Source organism: Psychrobacter sp. P2G3, from assembly GCF_001593285.1.
Taxonomy (GTDB): Bacteria; Pseudomonadota; Gammaproteobacteria; order Pseudomonadales; family Moraxellaceae; genus Psychrobacter.
Genome location: NZ_CP012529.1, coordinates 1,961,593 through 1,984,667 on the forward strand (window position 1 = coordinate 1,961,593; position 23,075 = coordinate 1,984,667).

The 23,075-nt window shown below is 41.3% G+C and carries 15 protein-coding genes; 5 read left to right on the forward strand and 10 right to left on the reverse strand.

Annotated features, from left to right (window positions below; genetic code table 11):
- Window positions 1-7: 7 nt before the first annotated feature.
- The 7 genes from lpxK to rsmG form a co-directional block, all read right to left on the reverse strand.
- Window positions 8-1,165 carry a tetraacyldisaccharide 4'-kinase gene (lpxK, locus tag AK823_RS08010; RefSeq protein ID WP_068328065.1) on the reverse strand — a complete coding sequence of 386 codons (1,158 nt, stop codon included), beginning with the start codon at window positions 1,163-1,165 and terminating at the stop codon, window positions 8-10.
- Between the two features lie 133 nt (window positions 1,166-1,298).
- Entirely contained in the window at window positions 1,299-3,080 is a 1,782-nt protein-coding gene (gene msbA / locus AK823_RS08015; RefSeq protein WP_068328068.1) for a lipid A export permease/ATP-binding protein MsbA, read from the reverse strand.
- A 114-nt stretch (window positions 3,081-3,194) separates the two neighbouring features.
- Window positions 3,195-3,626, reverse strand: a complete 432-nt coding sequence (locus AK823_RS08020) for a biopolymer transporter ExbD (RefSeq protein ID WP_068328069.1) — start codon at window positions 3,624-3,626, stop codon at window positions 3,195-3,197.
- A gap of 50 nt (window positions 3,627-3,676) precedes the next feature.
- Window positions 3,677-4,411: a MotA/TolQ/ExbB proton channel family protein gene (locus AK823_RS08025; protein ID WP_068036143.1), complete on the reverse strand. Its 735-nt coding sequence runs from the start codon at window positions 4,409-4,411 to the stop codon at window positions 3,677-3,679.
- A gap of 159 nt (window positions 4,412-4,570) precedes the next feature.
- The gene (locus AK823_RS08030) at window positions 4,571-5,716 is read right to left on the reverse strand and encodes a ParB/RepB/Spo0J family partition protein (RefSeq protein WP_068036144.1); all 1,146 of its coding nucleotides are present in this window, start codon (window positions 5,714-5,716) and stop codon (window positions 4,571-4,573) included.
- Between the two features lie 138 nt (window positions 5,717-5,854).
- Window positions 5,855-6,634 (reverse strand): ParA family protein, encoded by a 780-nt coding sequence (locus AK823_RS08035; protein ID WP_068328072.1) that lies wholly within the window; start codon window positions 6,632-6,634, stop codon window positions 5,855-5,857.
- Window positions 6,635-6,865: 231 nt separating this feature from the next.
- Complete coding sequence (rsmG, locus tag AK823_RS08040) at window positions 6,866-7,582, reverse strand: 16S rRNA (guanine(527)-N(7))-methyltransferase RsmG (protein ID WP_068330236.1); 717 nt, start codon at window positions 7,580-7,582, stop codon at window positions 6,866-6,868.
- A gap of 315 nt (window positions 7,583-7,897) precedes the next feature.
- Here rsmG and AK823_RS08045 point away from each other — a divergent pair, with 315 nt between their 5' ends.
- The 3 genes from AK823_RS08045 (at window position 7,898) to AK823_RS08055 (ending at window position 12,798) form a co-directional block, all read left to right on the forward strand.
- On the forward strand, window positions 7,898-10,696 hold the full coding sequence (locus AK823_RS08045; RefSeq protein WP_068328075.1) for an ATP-binding protein: 2,799 nt from the start codon (window positions 7,898-7,900) through the stop codon (window positions 10,694-10,696).
- Window positions 10,697-10,958: 262 nt separating this feature from the next.
- Window positions 10,959-12,095 carry a WYL domain-containing protein gene (locus AK823_RS08050; RefSeq protein ID WP_082785677.1) on the forward strand — a complete coding sequence of 379 codons (1,137 nt, stop codon included), beginning with the start codon at window positions 10,959-10,961 and terminating at the stop codon, window positions 12,093-12,095.
- A 43-nt stretch (window positions 12,096-12,138) separates the two neighbouring features.
- A complete protein-coding gene (locus tag AK823_RS08055) occupies window positions 12,139-12,798 on the forward strand; it encodes a TerD family protein (protein ID WP_068328077.1) in 660 nt (219 codons plus the stop codon).
- A 101-nt stretch (window positions 12,799-12,899) separates the two neighbouring features.
- Here AK823_RS08055 and AK823_RS08060 read toward each other — a convergent pair whose 3' ends face one another.
- On the reverse strand, window positions 12,900-13,880 hold the full coding sequence (locus AK823_RS08060; protein WP_068036150.1) for an ion transporter: 981 nt from the start codon (window positions 13,878-13,880) through the stop codon (window positions 12,900-12,902).
- 938 nt (window positions 13,881-14,818) lie between these two features.
- On the opposite strand from AK823_RS08060, the gene AK823_RS08070 reads away from it, so the two are divergent.
- Entirely contained in the window at window positions 14,819-15,454 is a 636-nt protein-coding gene (locus AK823_RS08070) for an OmpW family outer membrane protein (RefSeq protein ID WP_068328081.1), read from the forward strand.
- A 242-nt stretch (window positions 15,455-15,696) separates the two neighbouring features.
- Here AK823_RS08070 and AK823_RS08075 read toward each other — a convergent pair whose 3' ends face one another.
- On the reverse strand, window positions 15,697-17,451 hold the full coding sequence (locus tag AK823_RS08075) for a 2-oxo acid dehydrogenase subunit E2 (RefSeq protein ID WP_068328086.1): 1,755 nt from the start codon (window positions 17,449-17,451) through the stop codon (window positions 15,697-15,699).
- Window positions 17,452-17,492: 41 nt separating this feature from the next.
- Window positions 17,493-20,312: a pyruvate dehydrogenase (acetyl-transferring), homodimeric type gene (gene aceE, locus AK823_RS08080; protein ID WP_068328088.1), complete on the reverse strand. Its 2,820-nt coding sequence runs from the start codon at window positions 20,310-20,312 to the stop codon at window positions 17,493-17,495.
- Window positions 20,313-21,314: 1,002 nt separating this feature from the next.
- Between aceE and AK823_RS08085 the strand changes: the two genes are divergently transcribed.
- Entirely contained in the window at window positions 21,315-22,946 is a 1,632-nt protein-coding gene (locus AK823_RS08085; RefSeq protein WP_149031852.1) for a hypothetical protein, read from the forward strand.
- The last annotated feature ends 129 nt before the right edge of the window (window positions 22,947-23,075 follow it).

A 23,075-nucleotide genomic window follows, 5' to 3' on the forward strand; every position in this document is an offset into this window, starting at 1 on the left:
GTTTATTTTACTTATCTCTAAAACCTGACGTAGGCATATCAATACCAAATGCTTCTAATTGCTGCTGTAACGTTTGATAGCAAGCATTAGAGAGTTCTGCGGTTACGGGTAGTACCCATAGTCTATTCACTAAGGCTTTAATATCATCATTAATTAATTCATCAGGTTTTATAGAATTAATTTTGTTGAGTTCTGCTAATAGTAACGTACGGATTTTTACAGCATCTTTAGTCGTCACAATAATAGGATGCTCGGTATATTGTAGTAACTCGACCAGACTAAAGTCATAATGATCAGGATAGGGATGTTCTATCACATCAAAACCAAGCGTCCTGAGCGTTGCAAAAAAACGCTGCGGATAGCCGATTCCACTAACCGCATGCACGCTACCCTGCATCGGTACTATCGCAGGAGATGAAACCATAAATATATTTGAATTATCCAAACTATGCCCGTCATCGTCAGATAATAAAGGATATAAGCTACTGGGTTGTAACTGCATGGTCAAACGTTGCGCTGAATTTTCATTGTTATTGAGATCAGATACTGCATTTGGTTTTTTATGATAAATAACGGTTGCATCTGTTAATCTTGCCATCGGCTCACGTAAAAAACCTGTTGGTAGGAGCTGCTGATTACCAAATCCGCGCGCTACATCGACCACAATCCATTCGATATCACGTTGTAGAGCATAATGCTGCAAACCATCGTCAGCAATGATAAGTTGTAAATCAGAATGCGCGTTTAGCAAAGTCGTAATCGCTTGTTCTCGGTTCGGGCACACTGCCATCGGTACGGCCGTCACATTGACAATCAGACAAGGCTCATCTCCTACTGTACTTGGCAGGCTATCTTTGGTTACCAATGCTGGCATCTGGCTACTATCACCGCCATAACCGCGGCTAATTACCCCAACCTTTATCCCTTGTTGTTGCAAATAACTGACCAAAGTAATAATTAAAGGTGTTTTACCACTACCGCCAACCGTAATATTACCTATGACCATAATGGGTACAGGCGCACGGTAACTTGCAAACACCCCTATTTTATAAGCCTGACGACGCAATAAAGTAAGCAAACCATATAGCCAGCTGATAGGCAGTAATAACCATAACCAAGCTGCTTTTCGTTGCCAAGCACGAGTAATCGCGGTCTCAATACTCATTATTTAGCATCCATCCAATTTTGCCAATGATTTGTTGCTTAATATAGTGCGTTGTTGAATAGTATAAAAGTAAAAGACTTGATGATATCAACATCGAAGCCTTTTAAACAGAAAATCAAAGCTCATCTCGCCTTCATGATTCAAAATCGCGCGCATACATTTGGGCATAATGGCCTTGCTTTTGCATGAGCTCAGTATGAGTACCAATCTCAACGATTTGCCCACCATCTAGGACTGCAATGCGGTCAGCAGATTCAATCGTCGTCAAGCGATGCGCAATGACTAAGGTGGTACGGTCTTTCATTACATTGTCGAGTGCTTGCTGAATATAATACTCTGACTCATTATCAAGAGCACTGGTCGCTTCATCCAATATCAAAATCGGTGCGTCTTTTAATAGTGCGCGTGCTATCGATAAACGCTGACGTTGACCACCAGATAACTGTAAGCCTTCTGCCCCAATCTGACTTTGATAGCCTTGTGGCATTTTCATAATAAAATCATGAGCAAAGGCATCTTTAGCAGCAGCTTCGACCTCAGCTTGTGACTTGCCTGCCAAACTACCATAGGCGATATTATTAAAGACCGTAGTGTTAAACAGCACGACTTGTTGATTAACCATCGCAATCTGTGCGCGTAGACTCTCTAAAGTAATATCTTCGATGGGCATACCATCCATCGTAATTTGCCCTGAGGTCGTGGTTAAGGTACGCGTTAACAGATTAACCAGTGATGACTTACCAGCGCCACTACGCCCAACTAAGGCTACTGTCTCGCCTGCACGTACATCTAAGCTAAAGTCATGTAACGCCACAGTTGAATCGGGATAGACCAAGCTAACCTTATCCAATTGAATCTCACCTGACAACGATGGGCTGAGCGTACCAGTATCCTTCTCTTCAGGCTCATCAAGCAATGCAAATATAGACTCACCCGCCGCAATACCTTTTTGCAGTTTTTGATTGATATCGGTTAATGAGCGCACAGGTTTACTGAGTAGCCCTGCTGCTGCAATATAGGAGATAAACTCACCTGCCGAGATATTGTCGATCACCGATGGACGTAAAGCGAGCCATACTACCACTGACATCGCCATTGCCATCAATAACTGTACAGCGGGTGTATTAATACTATTGGTAACTACCACTTTCATACCTTGGCGCAAGTTCTTTTTTGAAGTAGCGTTAAAGCGCTGAGCTTCATAAGCTTGGCCGCCGTAATTTTTGACCACTTGGTAGCCGCCGATTACCTCATTGGTAATATGGCTGACGTCACCCATGGTTTCTTGAATACCTTTGGATAGCTTTAAATAACGCTTAGAGGCAAAACGAATCAGCCACAAAATCGGTGGCAGTACTAAAAACAAAATCAAGGTTAAACGCCAGTTGCTATAAAGTAAAAAACCAAGCAAAGCGACAACTGTTAAGCCATCACGTAACAAGGTTTTCATGGAATCAGTACTAGCAGCCGTCACTTGCTCTACATCAAAAATCAATTTTGATGAGATAGTTCCAGCAGGATTGGCTAAATAGAACGAGCTTGGTAGACGTAACAGCTTGTTAAATACCTGTACTCTCAACTCATACACCAAATTTCGTGAGACTAAAGCAGAGTAATAGTTACCCAAAAAGCTACCAACACCGCGTATGAAGAACAACGCGATAATCAAGACTGGAAACAGGTTTTGTTTCGCTTGATCGTTTTGATTAATAGCGTCGGTGATATATTGTAATAATTTGGCAATCCAGATCTCTGTTGCTGCATTAATAGCAAACCCTACTACTGTTAAAAGCAGCGCCCACCAATAAGGCTTCAAATAGCTCAACAGACGCAATAGCGTCCTACGCTTAGGTGGGCTTGACGGTGGCACAAGCTTAGTGTTAATAGGAGTTTGAGTTGTATCAGATTGGCTCATAAAAGCCTCAGGTCAAGTATTAATAGATGAATTTATTAAACAGGCAGCGCCACTGCATAAAGAAGAGGTATAACGGCGAGATAGAACCCAGTAGTTAGCTTAACTGTCTACTACCTAGTGCGGTAGTGCTTGTCCGAGTGGCATTACAGTGCTGATATTTAAATTTAAAAAGCCCAGTTTGCCAGCAATGTCCATTACCTGTACCACAGATTGATGGGTAGCATTAGCATCAGCAGCAATCACAAATAGGATATCACGCTTACTGCCCGCTTCTTGCTGTAGCATGTTGGTCAGCTCAGCCTCACTGTTGTTAGCAAGGCTAATACCATTAACCATGTAACTGCCATCTTCTTGTACTGCCACCTCAATACTGTTCTTCTGCTCGACAAGTGCAACGCCTTCCGCTTCAGGCAAAACAATATTTAAACGGCTAAAATGATTAAATGACGTCGCTAATAGCAAAAACACAATCAAAAATAGCAAACAGTCAATCATTGGCGTTAAGTTGATTTCTAGCGGTTCAACGGTAGGCTTTCTAAAACGCATAGCTATTTCTCTGATGGCCTAAGGCTGGAAGATAAAAATATTAGGTTTCTCTATGCAGGTTGATGCTTGGTTTCAGAGTCAAACCCTAACGTATCACTCAACTGCTCATCACTTGTCTCTGCGCTTTGCACTGTCGTAGTAGGCAAATTAGTCAGTGGTAGATGAGCATCTGCTAGTAGCTGATAATCGTAAAGCTCTTGAATCATAAGCCCAGCTTCAGTCTCAAATCTGGCATTAACATCTACAACTCGGCGCTGAAAATAACGGTAAGCTACTAGTGCTGGTATCGCAACAACCATACCTGCGGCAGTTGTAATCAATGCTTGCGAGACTCCTGCGGCAAGCAAGGTAGGATCTTGCATTGCACCATCTGTAATGGCTAAAAATGAAGATATAATGCCCAATACAGTACCTAATAGGCCAAGTAGTGGGGCAATTGCTCCTATCGTACCTAGCATATTGATATTTTTTTCCAATTGATGGATCTGTACGCTCGCTCTATTTTGCATATGCATAGTCATAGAGTCTAGACCATACTGACGATACATCAATCCCGTCGCTAAGATGTCACCTAATGGCGTTTTCTCTTTGACATTCATCAACTGGGTACGACCGATGTCACCGTTTTCACGTAGGCGGGTTATGAGCTGTTCACGTAGTCTACCAGGTACGATTTTGTTAAACTGTAGCGTACTACTGCGCTCAATAATAATGATAAGCGCGACTATCGAACATACGACGATTGGCATCATTAACCAACCGCCTGCTTTTACCAATTCCCACATAATGACTCTCTTGTATATCGTTTGAAACGCTCAAAATCTTGCGACTATTACATAATGAAAGCCACGCATAATATAACGCGCATAATAGCAAAAGGCTTTTAGACTTAATAAGTATGTTATTCAAGCACGTTATTTAAGTACGTTGGTCTAATGAGTGTATTAACGTTGCGCTTCTAGATGTTTTATTAACGCTGATAACTCATCTTGGTTGTGAAAAAATATCTCCACACTACCCTGACCATCTTTTTTATGTTTAAGCTTTACTTCTGCTCCCAACATATCTGTCAGGCGCTGTGTTAAACGTTCAGCATCATGAGACTGTGATTGTTCAGTACGATCAGCTTTAGGTGCAGGATTTAAGATTGACTTAACCAGCTTCTCAGCCTCCCGTACAGTCATCCCACCATCAATTATTTTCTGTGCAATGATAGGCTGCTGTTCAGAAGATAAGGCAAGCAGTGTACGCGCATGACCCATATCTAAAGCACTGTTCGCTAAATGGTCTTTTACCGTATCGTGCAGCTGATTGAGACGCAGTAAGTTCGAAACTGTCGTTCGTGCTTTACCGACTACATCTGCAATCATTGCATGACTCATGCCAAATTCAGTATGAAAGCGCTGCAATGCCGCAGCTTGCTCAATCACTGACAAATCTTCGCGTTGAATATTTTCAATCAGCGCTAATGCAATAGCTAGTTCGTCCGATAATGCGCGTTCAATTGCTGGAATAACCGATTTACCTGCCATTTTTGCGGCACGCCAGCGTCGCTCACCAGCGATAATTTCATGAGTGACATCTGCTGTACTTTTATCTTCGTTTGCCAATAGTGGCCGAATAACAATAGGCTGCATGATTCCATGCTGCTCAATAGAAGATGCTAGCTCTGCTAGTGCTGTTTCGCTCATATCGCGGCGCGGTTGATATTTACCAGCTTGCAATTGTGTCACCGCGATTTGCACCAAACTTATCTGATCTTCAGACGTATTACTATCGATACTCTCATTAGCTGTTCTAGTACTATTTTTAGCATGGTGGCGGATTTTTGTGCTGTTGCGGATAGTACGTGGTGCACGACTACTTGCACCAGTAACGGCTTTTGCACTGGTTTTCGCAGGATCATTATTGACCTGTGTAGCAGATAAGTCTGGTATTTGAGCAATAGACTTAGCATCAACCGTTGCGTCGATATCACGCACAACGGTATCGTCTTGCAAAGCAGAGGCGGTAATTTGCTTTTCTTTTTTGATTGATCCTAATAAGGCATCTAAACCTCGATTGGAAGCCAATCCTCGTTTTTTCGCCATGATTACCTATCCTCTAACGCTAAAATAAAAGCCAAATGGTTGTTAATAAGTACTTACTGATAAATATGGTATCTAATGCTTTATTGGCTAGCTAGTGTCTATTCACTTGCTAGCTTTTACGACAGTGACTGGCGTCTGTTAGCAGCTCTGTTTGATAACTTCAGCTGCTAATTTTTGATACGCGCGCGCACCTTTTGACCACCTCTCATACGCAATTACTGGTAGACCGTGCGCGGGCGCTTCTGCCAAGCGAATGTTTCTTGGAATGTGGGTTTTATACATAATATCGCCAAAGTGAGCCTCAAGTTCACCGGATACATCGCGGGCTAGCGTGTTACGTGCATCGAACAATGTTCTTACCACACCACGAATATACAGCTTAGGATTAAGCTCAGTTAAGCGCTCAATTGTCTGTGATAAATCGGCTAGACCTTCCAATGCATAATATTCACACTGCATAGGAATAATGACGCTATCGGTTGCCACCAAAGCATTGATCGTTAGTAAGTTTAAACTGGGTGCACAATCCATAACGATATAGTCGTAATGCCCCTCTTTGGAGCTAACTTGCGCATCGACTAAATGAGTCATTGCTTTCTTTAATAGCTCATGACTATTGGTTTGACCCATCAAGGTAACGTCCATACCTGCCAGCTCACGATTGGCTCCGATAACATCGAAACCTGCTGGGCTCATAACAGTAGCATCCTGCAGTGAAACGCCATCGAGTAAAACATCTGCTATTGTCAGCTCTAAATTGTTTTTATCTAGACCAGTGCCACTAGTAGCATTACCTTGTGGGTCTAAGTCAATCAGCAGTACGCGTTTACGCTTTGCAGCTAAGCTAGCAGTCAAATTTACTGCCGTCGTCGTTTTTCCAACGCCGCCTTTTTGATTCGCAATTGCTATGATTTCCATACACTTACTCAATTTGATTAGGGTCTATTACTGATTTCCACTCTGACAGTCTTTAACTCTAAATTTTTATTATCATGTTTCACAAAAAATCTGATAGTCATTTTAATATATTATAGATGCGATAACGAATGAAAACCTTGCGAACACTAGACTAATTATTTCATGCATTATTTCTAATTTGAGTCCAATTAGCTACGTTAATTGTTTCATAGCTACTCAGGTGCTCATAGCTTAGACATTTTTGGAAGATAATTCAATTAAATGACGACTATCATATAAACGTGGCACTTTAAGCTCAATCGTTTTAATTTGCCATTCCTGATTTAGCGCCTGTAGCTCATCATCGGTTGGCGCTTTGCCTTTCATCGCACATAATTGCCCCCCCTTTGCCAAACGTGGCTCTGCAACTTCGACAAAGTCTATAAGGCTTGCGAACGCTCTAGAGGTGACCACTTCATAGCTAGTCTCATGCGCTTCGATACGCGAAGCAATCGGTTGCACATTGCTCAAACCAAGCTCACTACTAATTTGCTTAATAAAGCGAATTTTTTTCTGATTACTATCAAGTGCGGTACATTGGCGCTCAGGCTGACAAATCGCGATAATAACAGCAGGCAACCCTGCTCCCGTACCAATATCTAGCAGTGACCCTGACGGCAAATGCGGTATAATAGCCAAACAATCGATGACATGTTTGACCAAAGCCTCTACCGGATCAGTAATGGCGGTCAGATTATACGCTTTATTCCATAATAAAAGCTGGTCTAAGTATAATAATAACGTGCGCTGCTGCATGCCACTTAGTGATAAACCGAGCTCTTGCGTTGCTTGTGCTAATATATTCGCAAGCGTTGGCAACTGCGACCCAAGCTTTGTAAAGCCAGTCGGATCAACATTGATATTATCCGTGCTAGTAGAAGGTGAAGAAGTTTTAGCAGAAGCTGACATACGACGAATCATCCAGTTTTGGCATGTGAACCTTTTATTTTATCATGCAGGCTGCATATTGAATAGTTGCAGATTGCGCTAATGTCCGTCATCTTATACTATCTTCGCTAGCATTGAGGTTTTATTCTTCCTTTCTACCATTAAATATGGCTTTGGATATAAGCGCAGTTTTATCATTGTTGGTTTAAAGATTCATATCTACATGATACAAAACTGCGTCTAATGACTGATTAAAAATGTTAAGACATCTTGTAAGATGTATCTATTAAATTATTCACTTTCTTCAACTTCTATAAGATGACTTACCATACGCCTATGACCGAACAGCCCATTGCTCCTAACATGCAAACTTCAGAAGATACCGACTTAATGATTGCGACTACTATTGTGACAGACAAGGTATCAGTAAAAACAGATACTGCAGAAGACAAACAGGATATCTCATCACCCCATCCAATATTCGAAGCGGTTAATCAACGCTGCCTTATCACCGCTAAGCAGCTAAAGCGTTATAGTGCTGCTAGTAACTTGCCTACTGATACACGTACTGCACCAGATTTAGATATTAGCTTTGGGCAGCAGCGTGCGCTCAAAGCCTTGCACACTGCACTTGATATCAAAGCTAGCGGCTATCATGTCTTTGCAGCTGGTGAAAACGGGCTTGGTAAACGCACAGTTATTAGTCGTCTATTACAGCGTATTGCTATGGATGCACCAACGCCAAATGATTGGGTTTATGTACACAATTTTACTGACCCTCGTACGCCTTTAGCAATGCACTTACCTGCTGGACAAGCGGTAGTGTTACAGCAGCAAATCAATGATTTATGGTTACAGGCAAAAAAACGTTTGAGCCAACGTTTTCGTAGTGATCAGTATCAAAGCAAAATAGAAGCGATCAAAAACGATACTCATCAAAAAGAAAGCCTTGCTTATGATGCCCTAAACGCTGAAGGTAAACAGTATGATTTGGCGCTGACGTTTCGCTCGTTCGATAATAAAGCGATGTTTGTACATCCAAGCCAACTGCCAGTAGATGAAAATAATAAAACAACATTTGCCACTTCTATATCTGCGTCCACTAATATACCTGAAAATAATGAGGCCATAGATAGGGCTACAATAAATCATGATTCAATAGAAAACAGCCCTGACACTACCAATCTAACAGACATTAACACGCAGAGTGACTATGAGTCTGAGCTGAGTAATTTTACGCAAAAAAACCACATGCAAAAGCGACTTAGTCAACTGACCATTGCCTTAGAACAACTAGAAGATGAGGCCAATGACGCCATAGAAGATCTACATCGCAATATTGCCCGCCGAGCCCTACAACCTTTATTTACACCTATACGTGAGCAGTTTGCCGAACTCCCAGCTATCGTTACTTATCTTGATGCGATATTTGCTGACATGGTTACCCATGTAGAGCGTATCGTTAATGGTGATGATGAAGAGTTTGTCACTGCCGTACTGGCAACAACTCCTAGCCGATATGCAGTCAATGTCATGGTTAGTCATGAGCCTGAAAGCGGCGCACCTGTCATATTTGAAGACTTGCCGACTCACCTTAACTTGTTAGGACATGTCGAGCAAATTACTCAGTTAGGTACCGTGACAACTGATGTCAGTATGATACGTGCCGGCGCACTACACCGAGCAAATGGCGGATATCTGTTATTAGAAGCCAGCCATGTACTTGAGCACCCTTACGCTTGGCAAGGTCTAAAACGTGCCCTACAATCACGTAAAATTAAGCTATCTAGCCTTGAGCAAATGTTGACGTTAACAGGCAGCTTGTCATTAGCACCTGCTCCAATTGACCTTGATATTAAAGTAGTTTTGCTCGGAGAAGCAGATTTATATTATGAGCTATTAGAGCTAGAACCAGAGTTTGATGCGGTATTCAAAGTTCGTGCCGACTTCCATGATGATGTCACTCGCACACCTGATCATGAGCTGGCCCTCGTTGCCAAAATGGCAGATATTATTGATTATGCAGACCTTTATCCTTTTGATAATAGTGCGCAAGCGGCACTTCTTGAACATCTAAGCTTACAGGCTGAAGACCAAGATCGTCTAAGCCTACACAGTGACCGTCTCATTAAGCTCTTGCATGAGTCCAATCGCCACGCACGTCTTACTGGAAACAACATCGTCGATGCGAGGCATGTCGCTCAAGCTATTAGCGATATGGATGAACGTTCAGGCTACTTGCGCGATTTGTATTGGGATGAGCTCAAAAACGGTCAACAGCTGATCAACACTCAAGGTGAGGCCGTCGGACAGGTCAACGCCTTGACTGTCGTCAGCTATGCTGATAGTGAATTTGGCATGCCAGCACGTCTTACTGCTGTGATTCAGCCTAATATTGGTGCTGGTGAGATTCTCGATATTGAACGTGATGTCGATTTGGGCGGCAGTTTACATGCGAAAGGCATGTTAATTATGACCAGCTACTTGCGTGCTCTATTTAGCCAACATCATTCACTGAATTTTAGTGCCTCTCTAGCCTTTGAACAAAGCTATGCTCATATTGATGGCGATAGCGCGACAGTTAGTGAAGCTTGTGCGCTCCTCTCGGCCTTAGCCAACGCGCCTATTAATCAGTCCTTCGCTATCACTGGCTCAATGAATCAGCTGGGAGAAGTACAAGCAGTCGGTGGTATTAACGCTAAGATTGCTGGTTTCTTCGATGCTTGTCGCGAGCAAGGTATGACGGAGCAACAAGGCGTCGTTATCCCAATGGCCAACGTCAAACAGTTAATGCTGCGTGACGACATTATCGCAGCAGTCGAAGCAGGTAGCTTTCATATTTATGGTGTGAACACGATTAATGAGGCCTTGACACTGATGACAGGCCTACCCATTGATACGATGAATAAAAAAGGTCGTTATCGTAAGGACACTCTATTTGGCAAAGTCTTGCAGCGTTTGATGTTGTGGGATGAAAATCAAGATACAGATGATGTTATTGACGATAAAAAGTCAAAAAAGAAAGCCAAAAAGAAGCGAAAAGCCAAACGTCAAAAAAAAGATGATAAGAAGAAAGATCAGTATAAAAAAGACAATAGCAAAGAAAGCATAATTCGTGATGGAATTGAACAGTAGTGATTGGGATTCAATATCGTTCTTCTAAAGAACACTCTTTGCTCATATTTTTAGATAAAACTTTTAGAAAATTGCCAGATGATTGAACCCTAAAAGCTGCATTTAAACTTCCTAGACGCTACGGCTATTTTCTGCGATGATAAATGTCTTCGATGCTGAGCAAGCAAGATACGCTTTAATATGATACTGTTTTTAGTATGACACCCTGTAATCGATAATATCGATTCAACATTATGACAGACTCTATATAGGTTATCTCTTAATGACTGTGCAAAACGCTAACGCAACAGACGGATCTACCTCCAATGCTCAGGATATACAGGAAGATAAGCCTTCCGTATCATCTACTGAGGAGGCTGACAATGTGGCTGCCGATACAGCAGCTAGCCGTCATGGGGCAGCGACTACTGCGCGTCAATGGCAAGTACTCTCACAGCTTCAGCGTAACCGTTGGGTTGGTACGACGCATATCTATGAACAGCTTAAGCTTGCAGGATTTGATATTAGCTTACGTACGGTACAAAGAGACTTAAATGCTTTGGCTAAACGCTTCCCAATTGAGAAAAATAATGCCAACCCGCAAGGCTGGCGCTGGAAAGATGACGCGCCACTACAAAGCCTGCCACATATGAATCTATCGCAAGCGGTCGCCTTTAATATGGTCGAGGCCAATCTCACTCAGCTACTTCCTCCTGCTATTTTAGATGAGTTATTTCCCTGGTTTGACTTGGCACGGCGACAGCTTAAAAATAGTAAAGTCACGCATTCTTGGATTGATCGTGTACGCATTGAGACTGCAACTCAGCCGTTGATTGCCCCGCATATTGATTTGGACAGTAAAGATAATATTTATCATGCTCTGTTTTATCAATTACAAGTCAAAGCCTGTTATACACGCAGTAATAAGTCAGAGGCTAGCGAATATATATTGAACCCTATTGCTATCATTCAGCGTGGCGTAATTATTTATTTGCTAGCGACTCGTACTGATGATCCAGAAGCTATTATCCGCACTTTTGCCCTGCATCGATTTGCTAGTGTGGAGATACTTAAAAGCACAGCACTAACACCACAGAACTTCCATTTGGATAGCTATTTGGACGCTGGTAGCATGGGCTTTACTCATCCATTATTGAGCCAATTGCCTGATCACGGTAAAAATACCGCGATTGAGCTAAAATTTACTACGAGAGCTGGTAAAAGCCTGACTGAAAGCAAGCTTAGTGATGATCAGACAGTAATGTTCAACGACGATGACACCTTAACTATCCATGCGACAGTTAATCTAACGTCACAATTGGTCTGGTGGCTACGTGGTTTTGGCAAAGGTTTATTGGATGCCAAGCCGCAACTTCTTCATCAAGTAGTGTTGGATAAACAACTAGATGATGAGCAATAGTCAAATTAACTAATAAGAAACTTAAGCATCAACAAGGAATACCATGCCATCCACTGCCTCATTACCCCTACTTTCAGAAAGCTTAAGCGCTTTAGGCTTAACGGCCGATATGTTGTTTTTTTCGCTAAATTATGAGTTTACTAAAACCGAACCTAAAGGCATGATGAAGCGCTTTAAAAAAAACCAAAGTGCGATTGATATCGATATTGCTTGCGTACTATACGATGATAATTGTACGATTAACGATATTGTATGGTTTAAACAACTGCGTGATAAAGCTGAGTCTGTCTGTCATCAAGGCGATAGTCTTAATGGAAAAGATCGTGGCGAGCAAGCCTTATATGATGCACCAGTAGATCAGGAGCAAATTCGTCTTTATCTAGACAAGATTCCTGCTCATATTAGCCATATTGGTCTGCTTGCTAGCTCATACTATGGACAGCCATTAGGCAAAGTAAAAGCAGGTGAAGTACATCTTAGCGATGACGAAGGTAACCGTGCTTTTGAGGTTAATTTAAAGCAAGTTCCGCGCGACTGTAGTGCGATTTGGATTGCTAGTTTGCGCCGCCAAATAGATGATTGGCATCTCACTCTACAAAACTTACCGCTTTCTGAAAATGACTTACAAAAAGCAGCTCAACAAGTCGCGCATGAATTAGCACGTTCTTTACCTATCCTCTCACCGCAAATTTTGCCCACTTAGCTGAGAATTATAGATAAAAAAGCTGGCGATCTTGTAGGTCGCCAGCTTTTTTAGTTTTCGATAGTTGTCGTTTTACCGTATGACTTTACGTCAATTTTTTTCTACTCTAACGCCTCACCGCAATGGGGACAAAAGTTCTTTTTACGAACTTCTTGCTCGCGGCGTTCAAGCTCTTGTTCACGTAATACTTGTAATACAATATCTTGTGCTTGTTCTTTATCCAGTCCAAGCTCACGACGAATCTTATCAATCATCGTTTGATTCTGCACTAAGTCAAAATCACTATCCACCAACTGTTCACGAAAATCTTGCTCCAACTCATCACGACGTTGGGCAAGCTCGTTAGCAAGACCTGTCGCTAAAATACCAGCTGGCAGAGCCGCCAAACCCACACCCAAGATAGTAATAACTGCACCTAATATCTTGCCTGCATTGGTTATTGGCGTCACATCACCATAACCGACAGTCGTTAGCGTTACCACGGCCCACCACATTGCTTTCGGTATCGATTCAAATTCTTCTGGCTGCGCGTGGTTTTCTACTAAATAAATACCACTAGAGGCAGTCACAATCATGATAATTAAGATAAAAATAACGGCTTGGAATGAGCCTTTCTCTTTACTGATGACCACTAGCAAGATACGCATTGAGACAAAATAACGTGTAAGCTTTAAAATTCTAAACAGGCGTAGAATTCTGAGGAAACGCAGATCGAAGCTGACAAAGAAGTTTAAGAACGCGGGTACAATCGCTACCAAATCAATCAAAGCTGATGGGCTTCTTACCCAGTCCCAGCGTTGACGCCATGTAGTGTTATCTGGCTTGGCTTCAGCAATACTCCAAAAACGTAGCAAATACTCAATAGAGAATACGACTATTGAGAAGTTTTCAAATAAAGTAAAATATTCTTGATAAGGGTAATACCATTGGTCAACAGATTCAGCAATTACGGCAGCTACGTTCGTCATAATTAAAAAAATCAGAAAGTAATCGACATAACGACTAAATAGGGTGTCGTGGTCATCATTTTGCAAAATATCATAGACAAAATGACGTAGGCGCCGTATAGACTGGAATTGCATGCCGTCCCTATGCGGTGTAACACCGTGATTAAATGAATGAAAAATGAATGGTAAAGTCTTCAGTCCATCAAGTTAATAAATAGATACAGCTATATAAGAATAGGGTCATTTATGTAATCAAACAATCAAACATCGAAGTATCAGTATAGAAGCATTATTTATCATTTCCCTGTTGGTCTCAATAATAAGAATAATCTATAGCGTATCTTTGATATATCTATCCTGAACTTTATTAGGCTTTTTAAGATTGGATTGACTATACAAAGTTTGCGTAAGATATATATATTAAGGCCAGTAGTAATAGAATTATGATAGCTAAGCTAGCATGTAAAAACTGCAACTCCATACGAGAGCTACTACTCGAGTTATCAGCAGGCACCAATGACAAGCCACATTGAGGACAGCTATTGTCAGCTTGGTTCAGTACGGTCATCGAGCGTGCATTAGTACAACGCATGGGAGAATTACTACAATAGCCAGTCATAAATATATCGCCATTTCTCTGATTAACATTATCTTTATAAAAATATTTCAATAAGTTTTGTCTATGATATCTCTATCTGTGTGAGTCAAAAATATAAAACAAACATTAAAACTAACCTTATAGCCTATAACACTCTTATATGGGTTACCACAGATAATTTATTTAAATATTAAGAGCATATCCTCAACGTTAAACCTTATAATTATAAGAGATATTTGAATATCATTGTATAAGCACAAAATGTTATTCGCTACTGAAGTCATATTTACTACCACATATCAGTTATATCGCCTATTAGACTTTAGTACACTACCCTCAGTAAAGGAAATGTATTATAATGCAACTGATTAGTTACTTTTTATTTCATGAATGTAACTTGTTTTATAAGTAGTTGATGTCATCCCTCATTGAATACTTATTTTTTTTATTACTTATTATGTTAAGGATCTACAAGATGAAGCTACAATCCCTAGTTTTAGCTACTGCTGCTGCACTTACTATGACTACTGCTTTTGCTGTACCTGCTGGTACTTGGTCTATCGCTGCTGGCGCCCATATGGTTGATCCTAAGAGCGACAATGGTACTCTTGCTGATGGCGCATTCTCTGTAGATGTTGATGATGACATCCGTCCTACAGTTAGCGGCGAATATTTCATTGCTAACAACGTTGGTATTGAATTACTAGCTGCCATTCCATTTGAACATGACATCACACTGACTACTGCTGATAATGTTGAAATTGAAGGTAAAACACAACATTTACCACCTACTTTGTCTATCCAGTATCACTTTGATGGCTATAATCTGCCTATGAATGTGAAGCCTTTTGTTGGCGTTGGTGTGAACTACACAACTTTCTTTAAAGAAAAATTATATCTCCCTGAAGGCCCAGCTAAATTAAAGCTTGATGATAGCGTTGGCGTTGCAGGTCACATTGGCTTAGATATTCCTTTTGCTCCAACTGAGTCTTTCCGTATTGATGCACGTTACATGGATATCAAAACAGATGTAAGCTTGAATGGTAATGATCTTGGTGAAGTTGATATTAGCCCTTGGGTCTATGGCGTAGCTTTTGTTAAAAGCTTCTAATTAGAAGTCTGTTTTATTTAGCATTACTTATAGTAAGAAAAAAAGCCGGTATCTGCCGGCTTTTTTGTGCCTGTTGATCAATAAAACTAAAAACATCCAATGTTCAAACGTATTGAACATTCGCAAACAATGCCTACTTGAAAATGCTTAACACATTCTAAAAAATCTAAATTTACACCATAAAAAAAGACCATCCAAGGACAGTCTTTTTGTTCGATCATTATATGAACCGTTTACACAATTTATAGCAAGATACGACGTGGATCAGCAAGTAAGCTTGCGACATAACGCGTAAATACGGCGGCATCAGCACCATTAATGACACGATGGTCATAAGACAATGATAGTGGCAACATTAGACGCGGCTCAAAAGTCTGCTTGTCGGCATTCCAGCGTGGCTGCATTGTTGCTTCAGAAGCGCCTAATATACCTACTTGCGGCCAATTCACTAATGGTGTAAATGAAGTCCCACCTAAAACGCCTTGGCTTGAAATCGTGAAACTAGCACCTTGCAAATCTTTGGTACTGAGTTTTTTATCACGAGCTTTCACTGCCAGCTCGCCAATCTCAATCGCAATCTGCTTAATACCTTTATCTTGAGCATTCTTAATTACTGGCACAATTAAGCCGTCATCAGTCGCCACGGCAATACCCATATTGACACTTTTACGCAAGATAATCTGCGTATTATCATCATTTAGATGGCTATTAAAGCGTGGATGCTGCGTAAGCGCATAAGCGGTCGCTTTGACAATAAATGCCAAGATGGTCAGACCAATACCTTGCGCTTTCATACCACCTTTTAACTCACCCCGTAGCTTTTCAGTCTCCGTGATATCTGACAAATCAAACTGCGTTACTTGCGGTAGCAAAGTATTGTAGTTGAGCTGTGGTATTGAGACCTTTTGTAGACGGCTAAGGTCTTGAGTTTCTGTTTCGCCCCAGATATCTGTATTGCTCATGTCAGGCAGTTTTGGCAGACTTGAGCTTGCTACGTTGCTACTAGCAGCAGGTGCAGATTTTTGCGTAGTTAAACTGTTTTTGACGTGCGCAAATAAGTCTTCTTTTAAGATACGGTCATTTATCGCTGTGCCATTTACCTGAGTAATATCTACGCCTAGCTGACGAGCAAGCTTACGTACAGCAGGACCCGCATAAACCTCGGTTAATTTTTCATTAACTTGAGCTTCTGTTAGCTTGCTACCACTAGAGTCACTCGCTGCAGGCGCAGACTTAGTGGCAACTTGCTTGGGCTCACCAGTAGTTTTGCTTTCAGGCTTAGTGCTAACGTCTTGATCGTTAGAGCCAGCTTTCGTTTGTGACTCAGTATCTTTTGACTCATCTGCACTATTATCAGCAGTATCTGAACCACTACTAACAATAACGATGAAATCTTGACCATTAGCAACCATATCACCAGCTTCAACAAGTATTTTTTCAATCTTGCCTGCTTCTGGAGCTGGCACTTCAACTGAGGCTTTATCAGACTCAATTAATAAGATTGACTGATCAGCACTGACTATGTCACCTACGCTAACCATGATCTCAGCCACTTGCGCTTCATCAACCCCTAAATCTGGCAATGCATGCGTGGTAGCTTTTCCTGCTTTTTCGGCAGGTTTAGACGTATTTGACTGAGCTGATTCAGTATCGTCTTGTTTTTCTTCTTGCTTAGTATCTTGAGGCTCGTTTTGTTTTTCGGTTTCAGGTGCTTCTTTACTCTCTTCATTCGCACTTTTACTGTCGTCTTGGTTATCATCTTGACTGTCAGTATCAGCATCAAGCTCGATAAGCACCATACCTTCACTAACTTGATCGCCGATAGCAACACTAATTTTAGTGATCTTACCAGCAGCTGAGCTCGGCACTTCGACCGAGGCTTTATCAGATTCTAGCAAGATAATATTGTCGTCTTTGGCAATAACATCGCCGACTTCTACCATAATCTCACTGACTTCGGCGCTATCAACACCCAAATCGGGGGCTTTAATTTCCATCCTTGCTCTCCTTATCTTGTATTTGTCTTATTTTGTGAATCTCATTCTTTGATGTCATCATCATTGAGCAAATTGGCATCGGCTTTATCTTCAGCGCGGCCTTCAGTGCTGACTTCATCATCATCTTCATCGACAAACTCAGGTACAGGATTCGGGTTAACGTTATCAGGTGCTGGTGCTGGCGCATCTGGGAAATGATCATAATGAGGTTGTTGCTGCCATGCAGGTGGCTGGTCCACTTCGATGCCAAAGCTTGAAATAGCATCTTTTACAAGGCGCATCTCAACTTCACCTTCATCAGCTAAGCGTTTGAGCGTTGCTACCACAATGTGAGCGGCGTCCACGTGGAAGAAGCTACGTAAGTTTTCACGGGTATCAGAACGACCATAACCATCTGTACCTAGGGTAGTATAAGGACGATTATCTGGTAACCAACCACGGATTTGCTCTGAGTAGTTACGCATATAGTCAGTTGCGGCGACTACAATACCTTCATGAGGGGCAAGCTGCTCGGTCACCCATGATACTTTCTCTTCTTCCATAGGATGCAGACGGTTGTAATCATCACAAGCCATACCATCACGTGTCAGCTCATTAAAGCTAGTCACGCTCCATACGTTAGACGAAATATTGAACTCGTCTTTTAATATCTGCGACGCTTTTTGTACTTCACGTAAGATAACACCAGAACCCAACAGCTGAACTTGTGTTGATCCATTATCTTCAAGCAAGTACATGCCTCGTTTAATACCTTCCTCGCAACCTTCTGGCATCGCAGGTTGTTCATAGTTTTCGTTCATTAAAGTTAAATAATAATAAACGCGCTCGCCTTCGCCATACATGCGGCGTAGGCCATCATGCATAACTACTGCTAGCTCATAACCAAAGCAAGGATCATAAGTTACACAGTTCGGTACAACGTTAAATAAGATTTGCGAATGACCATCTTGATGCTGTAAGCCTTCGCCATTTAAGGTTGTACGACCCGCTGTCGCTCCTAATAAGAAGCCTTGTGCCTGACAGTCACCCGCCGCCCATGCTAGATCACCGATGCGCTGGAAACCGAACATTGAATAGTAAATATACATCGGAATCATCGGTAACGCATTCACAGAATAGCTTGTTGCTAACGCAATCCAAGTACTCATCGCGCCTGCTTCGTTGATGCCTTCTTCTAACATGTGGCCGTCGATTGCTTCTTTATAACCCATCAAGGCTTCGCTATCTTCTGGTGTATATTTTTGCCCAACAGCAGAATAGATACCTAGTTGACGGAACATACCTTCTAAACCAAAAGTACGTGCTTCATCAGGTACGATAGGAACGACGCGATCTTGGATATCTTTATTTTTGAGCATTGCTGATAGCAAACGCACAAACACCATAGTGGTAGATTGCTCTTTACCGTTGCTGCCTTTCAGTACACGATCAAACATAGACAGTTCAGGAATGTTCAGTGGAATGTGACCACTACGACGATTCGGCAAGTGACCACCTAAGGCTTCACGGCGTCCTTTTAGGTACTTCATCTCCGCAGAACCTTCCTCAGGACGATAAAACGGTAGGGTCTCTAACTGCTCATCAGTAAATGGCAAATCAAAGCGATCACGGAAATACATTAGGGCTTCTTGATCTAGTTTTTTGACTTGGTGCGACTTATTAACGGCTTGGGTCTGAGCAGATAAGCCATAGCCTTTAACTGTTTTGACAAGAATAACTGTAGGTTGACCTTTCGTCTTCATCGCTTCACTAAAAGCGGCATAGACTTTCATCGGATCATGACCACCACGATTTAAACGTGAAATATCTTCATCAGACAAGGCGTCTGCCATCTCTTCTAATTCTGGATATTTACCGAAGAACTCCTTGCGGGTAAATTCAGGGGTACGAGCTTCATATAGCTGATACTCACCATCAACTACTTCTTCCATACGATATTTAAGAACACCAGTATCATCATTAGCCAGTAAACTATCCCACTTACCGCCCCAAACGACCTTAATCACACGCCAGCCAGCACCGCGGAACACAGACTCTAACTCTTGAATAATCTTACCATTACCACGTACTGGTCCATCAAGACGCTGTAGATTACAGTTGACGACCCAGATTAAATTATCAAGCTTCTCACGACCAGCAAGTGATATTGCACCTAAGCTTTCTGGCTCATCCGTCTCACCGTCACCTAAGAACGTCCAAATCTTGCGACCTTCCTTCTCAAGCAATCCACGGTTTTCCATATAGCGATGCACATGCGCATGATAAATTGACATGATTGGACCCAAACCCATTGAAACAGTTGGGAACTGCCAGTAATCAGGCATCAGATACGGATGCGGATAGCTTGATAAACCTTTGCCACCTACTTCACGGCGGAAGTTGTCTAACTGCTCCTCATCTAAGCGACCCTCTAGATAAGAGCGCGCATAAATACCAGGTGCTGAATGACCTTGATAATAAATCATATCACCGCCGAAATGATCGCTCGCCGCACGGAAGAAATGGTTAAAACCCGTTTCATACAATGTGGCACTCGATGCAAATGTGGCTAAGTGACCGCCTAAGTCATCGTCATTTTTGTTTGCGCGCATCACCATTGCCAAAGCGTTATAGCGAATTAAAGCGCGAATCTTACGCTCGATAGCCAAATCACCAGGGTACATCGGCTCATCTTCTACTGCGATAGTATTGATATAGGCAGTGTCTAAACGATTGAAAGGTAGGTCTTCCTGTACGGCCATGTTATATAACGCTTTTAATAAGAACTGTGCACGATCCTTATCAGCATGTTTGATGACGGACTCAAAAGCTTCCAACCATTCTTGCGTTTCGGTGCTATCAGCATCCTTATAGTAATTCATCTTTGTTCGTCCTTTTATATCAGTCATTCCTACCTAAAGGTAGGGTGTTATTTAATAGTGTGTAATGAGATAACGGGCTACTTTACGACGTCCTTGCTACGCTTAAGCATTCCATTGTCTTACGCGGTAATAGAGATAATATTATGCCAGTTGAGTGACTAATAAGCACAATTATGACATTGGCTACATAGTGACTTTAATTTGTCAAAGCCATTTGCTGACCATACTAGTGACATCTGTATATATGATCATAAAATAATTACAGTCGTTCATTATAGGCTCTTATGACTCAAATGTTTATGGCTGTAGAGAAATGACAACATAACAAGTATTTCGTAGATAAATAGCGATTAGTTTTTTTAAAAATGACAGTGAGAAACATACTTAGCTTCCTATCTACGTATCCTGATTTCCTCAGCCATCAATTGCATTCACCCTATAACTAAAGAGACCCCATCACGTTAAATCAACCGTTGGTAACCATATAGATGGACGCTATATTACATATCTTCTAACATCATATATTAAACAATTTGCACAAATGTAATCAACAAATATACAAATTAGGCCAATATTCGGTTTAGGAATAGTCATATGTATCAAGCTCAACGCTTTTTAGGTTCAATAAGTAGCCATCCATTCAGTAACTATAAACATCGAATGCTAGCGTTGATAGCCTTTGTTACTCTTCTATTCATCAGTAATACATCTTTTGCTCTTGAGCCAAACCTTTTTGAATCTTCTCCAACTTCCGAAATAGCTAGCTGTCCATCTGGACACAAAATGTATTACATAGGCGTAAGTCCACCAAAACATACTCCTATAGAAACTCAACCGCTGAGTTGGAGTACAGGAAGTATTACAAAGGACTTTACATTTATTGAAGCTTCAGGTAATAAAGTCTTTAACATTAACTTTCCTCTTGCAATAGATCTAAACAACGATTATGGCCAACCACCATTTTATGGATCCGTCAGTGGTGTTACTTCGTCGGCCCTTAACTTGTCTCATAACTCTACTGGTGTAAAAACCAATCATATTTTAGATATAAGTATTAATCGTTCTATAAGTAAAACAGGCTATAAAATACAAGATTTAGACTCTACAAAGGTTAATTACTATTTTTTCAGTTTTATACCCTATATTGAGCAAGTAGATGTATCGACCAATAATGGAAAAGTAACATTTAATAGTATTTTTCAAACTATCAATTCTAATAATAATATAGTAACGGCAAAAGAGGGTGAAAACTGTGGGATCGGAGAATGTAACATCGATACCAGTTGGAATTATAACCTTGCTAATACTCCTCTTAGTTTAAAACATAATAATACAAAGCGTGAAATTAACGGTGCACATATCGTAGGCTACTCAGACTTCTACTTCTGTCTTGCACCGCCAAAACTTGTCGTAAAAAAGGTACTCGGTGGTACACGTGTCAATGATACCGAAGCCAAGCGCGATCAATTTGAGATAAAGGTTACTGGTGGCTCTGTCGCTAGCAATAACGTTACAACTACTGGCACAGGCACAACGATTACTAACGGTAGCAGCAACGTCATAGATTTAGCAGAAAGCACAACATATACGATTACTGAAAGAGTTATGAATGGGACTACGCTTGGGGACATAGCAAATTATAATGCCACCTATACCTGTGGCAATGCTACAACTGGTAGCAAAACCGCTATGCCAACTACCGCGATGAAATATGATGCGACTGCCAAAACTCGCTCATTCACTATTTCTGGTACTACTTACGGCGATGAGATTACTTGTACCATCACCAACAGTCCAGCAACCTACACTTTCTCAGGAATAGTCTTCAATGACAATGGCGGTATTACCGAAGCGCAAGCGGATATCAGAAACGCTACTATAGACAGCGGCGTCTATAACAATGCTAACTACTTCGACGGATTGTTTAATATTCCTTCTGAAAATGGTATAGCAGGTAGTACAGTCAGTCTAGTGAGTTGCACCAATACCAGTACTGTCTATACTACAAAGGCTGTGGAAAATTCTGGTAGCAATATAGGCAAATATCAAATTACCGTGCCTAATGCCACATTAGCTGGCAACAATCCTGTCTGTCTTATAGAAACTAATAATAACACAAGCCCCACTTATCCCATTCGTACAACTACTGAAAAGCGAAGCATTGCGCTAACAGCGAATAATTACAACTATCCAAACAATGACTTCGGCAGAGTCATTGCTAATAATGCAGCGCTGGTACTCGAAAAAGAACAAGCGGCTAACGATTGTAAATTCACTAACTTTACTAGCTTAACTTATAGCAAAAACCCTCTTTCCAGCTCTACAACTGGTGCAGGTGTAGACATCAAGCCAGGTCAGTGTATTGCCTATAAAATCACTGCCACTAACCGCTCGAATGTCGCTATCGGTAACTTTGTCATGCAAGACGTGCTACAGCGAAAAGATCCCAATAATCCAGCAGATCCCACGGTTACCTCTGTACTAGCAGGACCAGCACGCGCAACTGGCATCTTTAACGATGGGTTAAACAACGGACAAAATGGCATGATTACTACTACATCTGCTACTTTACCCAAAAAAGAGAAACGTATTTTTTACTTTAATACCCAATATGGTTCGACACAGTCCAAGTAGTTGCTAATGTTAGCTATTAGATTAATTAGCTTGAGCTGATCAAGCTGGTCTTATTTTAACTACAAACCTGTGATTATAGGATTGATAATAAAAACTTAAACAAGGCTAAATTTTAGCCTTTACCGCTTA